The organism is Micromonospora sp. ALFpr18c (assembly GCF_008868155.1).
Classification (GTDB): domain Bacteria; phylum Actinomycetota; class Actinomycetes; order Mycobacteriales; family Micromonosporaceae; genus Micromonospora.
The window spans coordinates 25,829-32,500 of record NZ_WBKR01000048.1 but is presented as its reverse complement, the minus strand read 5'-3'; the positions used below and the strand labels follow the sequence as shown (position 1 = coordinate 32,500).

The window sequence follows — 6,672 nt, the reverse complement described above, 5'->3', positions numbered from 1 at the left end:
CGACCAGGTGCGCAGGTCGGTGGACTCCCAGACCTCGATGTAGCGGCTCGCGCCGCTCTGGGCCCAGTCCCAGCCCTGCCATCCGTACGCCCGGCCACGGCTCCCGGCGCCCTGGATGCTGTACGCCTCAACCTGGACGGTGCCGCTCGTGTCGGCGTACCTGCGCCGGTTCCAGTTGGCCTGCGGCGTGTCGGTGGAGGTGGGTGTCTGGCTGAGCCCGAACACGTTGGTCCACTGCTCGATCGCCTCCTGCAACAGCGAGTACGGCACGAGCGTGTCGTTGGTGCCGTGCCACAACTGCACCCGTGGGCGGGGGCCGGAGTAGCCGGGGTACGCCTGGCGGCCCGCGTCGCCCCACTGCTGGGGGGTGCGGTTCATGGCGCCGCCGGTGCACTGGCTGTTCGTGGGTGGGTAGTCGGCCGCGTTGGCGAAGCAGTTGTAGGGGACCCCCATGAACGCGGCGCCGGCCTTGAACACGTCGGGATACAGGGCCAGCATGTGGTTGGTCATCATGCCGCCGGACGAGCTGCCGGTGGCGTAGACCCGGTCGGGGTCGGCGCCGTACTGCTGCTGCGCGTACCGGATCATCGACATGATCGAGACCGGGTCGCTGCCACCGCCGCGGCGCTTGGCGGCGTCCGACCAGACGTCGAAGCAGTTGCCGAACCCGGCCTGCTGGGTCGCGGTCGGGTAGATCACGATGAATCCGTACCGGTCGGCCTGGGCGGCGAACTCGCTGCCGGAGTAGAAGCCGGGGCCTGACCCGCCGCAGCCGTGCATGGCCACCACGACCGCGGGCCTGGTCGGGCGGACGTCCGGCACGTAGACGTGCATGCGCATCCGGCCCGGGTTGTCGCCGAAGCTGGTGACCTCGGCCAGCGACGCGGCGTACGCGGGCCGGAAGCTGGGAACCACCAGGCCGGCCGCCACCAGCGCCACGGCGGCGCCGAGCAACAGTTTCCTTCTGATCTTCACGGGGACGACTCCTTCGATCACCTGTGCAGGCTGTGGCTGGCTGCGCGCGTTCCGTTCGCGGGCGCTCCCGGCTGCCCGCGGTGATCGCGCATCGCCCATGACGTGTGCATGCCCTGCCCGGCTCCGTGTGGGTCGCGTGGCAGTTAGTGTTCTCCTCGGACCGATAAGTGTCAATCGACGTAGTTCGATCGATAGGGTCGGGTGTCCCACGGCGATCCGTCTACAGTCGGGGCAACGTCCCCGAGCCGAGCCCGGAGGGCCTGTGGCGAGCCCGTTCGACATCGAGGAGATCTATCCGGACGACGGGGAGCACTCGCTTCGGCTGCCCCGGCGACAGGCCGGCACCTCACCGCAGGGCGTCGCGGTGACCCTGCTGGCGGATTACACCGTGCGGACCCGTGCCGCGCTCCCGTCCGCCGCCATCGTCGCGTTGCTCGCCGAGTCGGGGGTGACCACGGCCGGCGCCCGGGCCGCGATCAGCCGGCTGGCCCGTCGAGGTGTGCTGGAGGGCAGCCGGCAGGGACGGCGCAGCTCCTACCGGCTCAGTCGGGCCGCCGCCGCCGATCTCTCCGCCGGCGCACAGTGGATCCTGACCTCCACCGCCGCGACGACGCCGTGGGACGGACACTGGACGACCATCGCCTTCTCGCTGCCGCAGGACCGCGGCTCACAGCGGCGCGCCCTTCGCGGCCAGCTCCGCTGGCTCGGATACGCGCCGCTGTACGACGGACTGTGGATCTCGCCGTACGAGCTGACCCCGCCCGCCCGGGCACTGCTCGCCCAGCTGTCGGCCGGCCGCGCCACGGTGTTCCGTGGGCGCCACGTCGCACTCGACGCGACCAGCCGACGTGCTCCCATCGAAGCCTGGGACGTCGACGCGATAGAGCGGCACTACGAGGCGTTTCTGCGGCGGTGGACGCCCCTGCTGCCCCGGGTGCGAGCGGGGCAGGTCGACGGCGCGGAGGCGGTGCGGGCACGTACCGAGGTCATGGACACCTTCCGGCGCTTTCCCACCCTCGATCCGCAACTGCCCCTGGAGCTCCTTCCGGCGGGATGGCTCCGGCAGCCGGCCCGGCAGCTGTTCACGGCCGTCTACGACGACCTCGCCGACCCCGCCGAGCAGCATGTCCGCGCGGTCGTCGCGCGACACACCGACAGCGGTGAGCCCGGCATCCAGGCCCACACCACCGCCGACCTCGTCGCCGGGGTACGCGGTGACGAGCCCTGCCGAGGCGGACCCGTCCGCTGACGACCACCGGCCCGCCAGGGGGCATCACCGCGGCGCGGACATGTGTACCTTGTGGAGAGAACGCGGCGATGGGAGGCCCGGGTGACGGTGCGCAGCGGGGAGCCTTCGGCGGCCGACCGGATCGACACCACCGTCGCGCATCCCGCCCGCAGGTACAACTACCTGCTGGGCGGCAAGGACAACTTCGCCGCAGACCGGCAGTCCGGCGACGCGCTCGCGGCCGCGATGCCCACCATCCGGCTCGCCGCCGTCGAAAACCGGATGTTCCTGCAGCGAGCGGTGCGTTTCCTGGCGCAGCAGGGTGTCCGCCAGTTCCTCGACATCGGTACGGGCATCCCGACCGCCGACAACACCCACGAGGTCGCCCAGGCGATCGACCCGTCGGCGCGGGTCGTGTACGTCGACAACGACCCGATCGTCCTCGCCCACGCGCGTGCACTGCTGAACAGCACGCCCGAGGGCCGCACCGCCTACCTCGACGCCGACCTGCGGGACCCGGAGCGGATCCTCGCCCATCCGGACCTGCGCACGACGATCGACCTCGACGAGCCGGTCGCGTTGATGCTGGTGGCCATCCTGCACTTCATCCGCGACGACGAGGCCCCGAAGACCATCCTCGACCGCCTCGTCGCCGCGCTCCCGTCCGGCAGCTACGTCGTCGCCTCGCACGTGACCTGGGAGTACCTGCCGCCCGAGGTGACCGCGAAGCTGGAGGCGAACAACCGCGACGGCCGGTTCCAGGCCCGCAGCACCGACCAGTTCGCCGACCTGCTCGAAGGGTTGGACCTCGTCGAACCCGGCATCGTGTCGGTGGCGCGGTGGCGGGCCGACGACGCGCCGCAGCCGCGGCCGTCCGTGCAGGACGTGTCGTTCAACGGTGCCGTCGCCCGGGTGGTCTGACGGAGGCGGGCCTCGCCCCTCGGGGCGTCATGCGAGCGGTCCGGAGCCTCGCGCGGCGGCAATGATCCGCCCACGCTCCGATTCGGGAAACCGGTCGAGCATGCCACGCACCTCGGCGGCACTCACGTTGGAGCCGAACAGCTCGCTGCCCGGCTCGAGTCGTACACCCTCGGCGAGCGCCCCGGCGACGACCGGGTCGAAGCCGAGCGCGTCGACGAGGGCGGCCACCGCGGCGAGATCGGCGGCGTCGTCGCCGGCGATCGCGATGGCCTTGCGACCGGCGGCGCCCGCCGGTCGCGCCTCGTCCTCCAGATCGTGGTACCCCATGTGGTTGAACGCCTTGACGACCCGTGCGCCGGACAGGAACGCCTGGACGATCTCGCTCGACGAGGTACGCGGGTCGGTCAGGTCGTCGCGGATGCCGTCGACCTCCCACCAGTAGTTCATCGCGTCGACGACGAGCTTGCCGCGCAGGGCCTCGGCGGGGACCGCACGGTACTTGCCCAGCGGCAGGGCGAGGATGACGATGTCGGCGCCGGCCACGGCGTCGGCCGCGGTGGTCGCGCTCGCCCCCGGCGTGAGCACCTCGATGGTGAGCGCGATCTTCGCCGGGTCGCCGGAGCCGGCGACGAGCACCCGGTAGCCGGCGGCGAGTGCGAGCCGGGCGAGGACGGTGCCCACCTTGCCGGCCCCGAGGACGGCGAGGGTCTGTGCTCTGTCGCGGCCGTTGTCGTTCATGTCCCTGCTCCCGTCCCTCGGATGGATCAGCTGGCGAGGATGTCGCGGACCATCGGGATCACCCTGGATCCGTAGAGCTCGACGGCGCGCATCCGGGCGCTCACCGGCTGGGCTCCCGCCGTGTAGATGAGGTCGAACCGGCCGACGCCGACGCTGCGGATGGCACGGGCCATCCGGCGTGCCACCGTCTCCGGGGAGCCGATGTAGAGCGAGCCGTGTTCCACCTCGGAGTCGAACTCCTCACGACGGATCGGTGGCCAGCCGCGCAGCGCGCCGATCCGGTTCCGCATGACCCGGTAGTGCGGCCAGAACACCTCCTTCGCCTCCTCGTCGGTGTCGGCGATGAAGCCGGGCGAGTGCATCCCGACCGGGTGCGCGGTGGTGCCGAGCTGGTCGGCCGCCCGGCGATAGAGGTCGATGTAGGGTGCGAAACGCTCCGGAGCGCCGCCGATGATGGCGAGCATGAGCGGAAGGCCGTACCGGGCGGTGCGGACGACCGACTGCGGCGAGCCGCCGACGCCCACCCAGGTGGTGAGGTGTCCCGATTCCGTCTTCGGGAAGACGTCGGCGTCCGTGAGTGGGGCACGTGTGGTGCCGCTCCAGGTGACCGGCTTCTCGTCGAGCAGCTTCGCGAACAGCTCGATCCGCTCCTCGAACAGCACGTCGTAGTCCGCCAGGTCGTAGCCGAACAGGGGGAACGACTCGGTGAACGAGCCGCGACCGAGGATTACCTCGGCCCGGCCCTGCGACAGCGCGTCGACGGTGGCGAAGCGTTGGAACACCCGGACCGGGTCGTCGGAGCTCAGCACCGTCACGCCGGAGGAGAGGCGGATCCGGGAGGTGCGGGTGGCGATCCCCGCCAGCACGGTCTCCGGCGTCGACACCGAGTACTCCGGCCGGTGGTGCTCACCGAGTGCGATGACGTCGACGCCGAGTTCGTCGGCCAGTACCGCCTCGTCGACGACCTGACGGATCGCCGCGGCGTGGGAGACGGGCTTACCGGAATCGTCCTCCGGCACGTCGCCGAAGGTGTCGAGGCCGAACACGAGGTCAGACATTGGTGGGCTTATTCGCCAACAGCTCCCGGACCCGCGGCGCGACCTCGCTGCCCAGCAGCTCGATGGTTCGCGCGCGTGCCTCGCGAGGCAGGTGCATGATGTCGTACTTGAGATCGAATCGACTCAGCCGCAGATCGCGGGCCACGGCGGCGATCTTGCGGGCGACCGTTTCCGGTGACCCGACGAACAGCGCTCCGTGGTCGATCTCGGCCTCGTAGCGTGCACGGTCGGGCTTGTAGAAGCCGCGCTCCTCGGCGAGCCGCGCCACGGTCGGCTGCCAGTACCGCCACCATGTTTCCACCGCCTCCTCGTCGCTGTCCGCGACAAGGCCGAGCGAGTGCTGCGCGATCGGCTGCACGGGCTTCCCGAACTGCTCGAGCGCCTGGTGGTAGAGGTCGACGTGGCCGGCGAACCGCTGCGGACGCCCGCCGATGATCGCGAGCATGAGCGGAAGCCCGTAGCGGGCGGCGCGGACCACCGAGTTCGGGCTCCCGCCGACGCCGATCCAGGTCGGGATGCCGCCCGGTCGCATTCGCGGGTGCAGTCGCTGCTCGACCAGGGGGCTCCGTACGGTGCCGGACCAGGTGACCGTTTCGTCCCGTTGGAGGCGGACGAAGAGGTCGAGCTTCTCCTCGAACAACCGCTCGTAGTCCGCCAGGTCGTACCCGAACAGCGGGAACGACTCGGTCGCCGACGCCCGCCCGAGAACCAGTTGAGCCCGGCCGTTGGACACCGCGTCGAGGGTGGCGAACTCGTGGTAGAGCCGCACCGGATCGTTGGTGCTGAGCACGGTGACCGAGGTGCCGAGGCGGATCCGCTCGGTTGCCGTCGCCATCGCCGCGAGCAGCACCGGGGTGGCCGAGTCGTTGTGGCCCTCCCGGTAGTGCTCGCCCAGGCTGAACACGTCGAGGCCGACCGACTCCGCGAGCCGGGCCTCCTCGACGAGCAGTCGTACCGTCTCGGCGTCACTCAGGATCCGGTCGCCGTCGCTGGCGACCTCGCCGAACGAGTTGAGCCCCAGTTCAAAGCCTTCAGCCGTCATCGTCCCCTCCTCAGCGGTTGCCGATCGTGACGCGTGGGAAGTGATCTTCCTTGTTGACGTGTCAATGATGCTAACCTGCCGATTGACGCGTCAATTCCCCAGGAGGCTGAGATGACCAGCGCCACACCCGAGCGGCGGAGGGGGCGTCAGCTGCCGACCGCGGACGAGCTGCGGATCTGGCGCTCCTTCGTCGAGACGGTGGAAGCCCTCAACTCCCAGGTGGCGTCCCGCCTACAGGCCGACTCGTCGCTCTCGCCGGGGGACTACGCCGTCCTGCTCGCCCTCAGCGAGGCGCAGGAGCAGCGGATGCGCTCCTCCGCGCTCGCCGCGCACATCGGGTGGGAGCGCAGCCGGCTCTCCCACCACCTCGGGCGGATGGAACGGCGTGGGCTCATCCGTCGCCAGGAGTGCGCGACCGTTCCCCGCGGAGCGGAGGTGCTGCTCACCCCGACCGGAGTCGAGGCGTTCCGGCAGTCCACCTTCCCGCACCTGCGCGCCATCCGGGAGCTGTTCGTCGACGCTCTCACACCGGAGCAGCTCGGCGCGGCCGGCGAGATCGCGGCGGCGCTGCGTGAGCATCTCGGGACGCCGCGCGAGGAGTGAGCAGCCCGGGCCCGCATGGGACGAGCCACACCGGGTACGCCGCTGCGGCCCTACCGCCGACGCTCGAGCGCAGCCGGTGATCGCCGACGACGGCGCCCGCACCCAGT

General features: G+C 71.0%; 7 protein-coding genes. 3 read left to right on the top strand and 4 right to left on the bottom strand.

The genetic code is table 11. The annotated features are described in order from the left end of the window. The coding region (locus tag F8271_RS11785) for a PHB depolymerase family esterase (protein ID WP_225854443.1) at positions 1–975 on the bottom strand (975 nt) is incomplete at its 3' end. Positions 976–1,237: 262 nt separating this feature from the next. On the opposite strand from F8271_RS11785, the gene F8271_RS11780 reads away from it, so the two are divergent. Together F8271_RS11780 and F8271_RS11775 are read left to right on the top strand one after the other, a co-directional pair. Continuing rightward, the gene (locus tag F8271_RS11780) at positions 1,238–2,224 is read left to right on the top strand and encodes a PaaX family transcriptional regulator C-terminal domain-containing protein (protein WP_151489730.1); all 987 of its coding nucleotides are present in this window, start codon (positions 1,238–1,240) and stop codon (positions 2,222–2,224) included. A gap of 81 nt (positions 2,225–2,305) precedes the next feature. Beyond that, complete coding sequence (locus F8271_RS11775; protein WP_151489729.1) at positions 2,306–3,124, top strand: SAM-dependent methyltransferase; 819 nt, start codon at positions 2,306–2,308, stop codon at positions 3,122–3,124. 27 nt (positions 3,125–3,151) lie between these two features. On the opposite strand, the gene F8271_RS11770 is transcribed toward F8271_RS11775, so the two are convergent. Genes F8271_RS11770 through F8271_RS11760 form a run of 3 tightly spaced genes read right to left on the bottom strand, consistent with a single transcriptional unit; the run spans position 3,152 to position 5,962 of the window. Then, positions 3,152–3,862 (bottom strand): NADPH-dependent F420 reductase, encoded by a 711-nt coding sequence (locus tag F8271_RS11770; RefSeq protein ID WP_151489728.1) that lies wholly within the window; start codon positions 3,860–3,862, stop codon positions 3,152–3,154. Positions 3,863–3,888: 26 nt separating this feature from the next. After that, the gene (locus F8271_RS11765; protein WP_151489727.1) at positions 3,889–4,920 is read right to left on the bottom strand and encodes an LLM class flavin-dependent oxidoreductase; all 1,032 of its coding nucleotides are present in this window, start codon (positions 4,918–4,920) and stop codon (positions 3,889–3,891) included. Then, positions 4,913–5,962 (bottom strand): LLM class flavin-dependent oxidoreductase, encoded by a 1,050-nt coding sequence (locus tag F8271_RS11760; protein WP_151489726.1) that lies wholly within the window; start codon positions 5,960–5,962, stop codon positions 4,913–4,915. Before F8271_RS11760 ends, F8271_RS11765 begins: the two co-directional genes overlap by 8 nt. Positions 5,963–6,073: 111 nt before the next feature. Here F8271_RS11760 and F8271_RS11755 point away from each other — a divergent pair, with 111 nt between their 5' ends. Next, entirely contained in the window at positions 6,074–6,565 is a 492-nt protein-coding gene (locus F8271_RS11755; RefSeq protein WP_151489725.1) for a MarR family winged helix-turn-helix transcriptional regulator, read from the top strand. Positions 6,566–6,672: the final 107 nt, after the last annotated feature.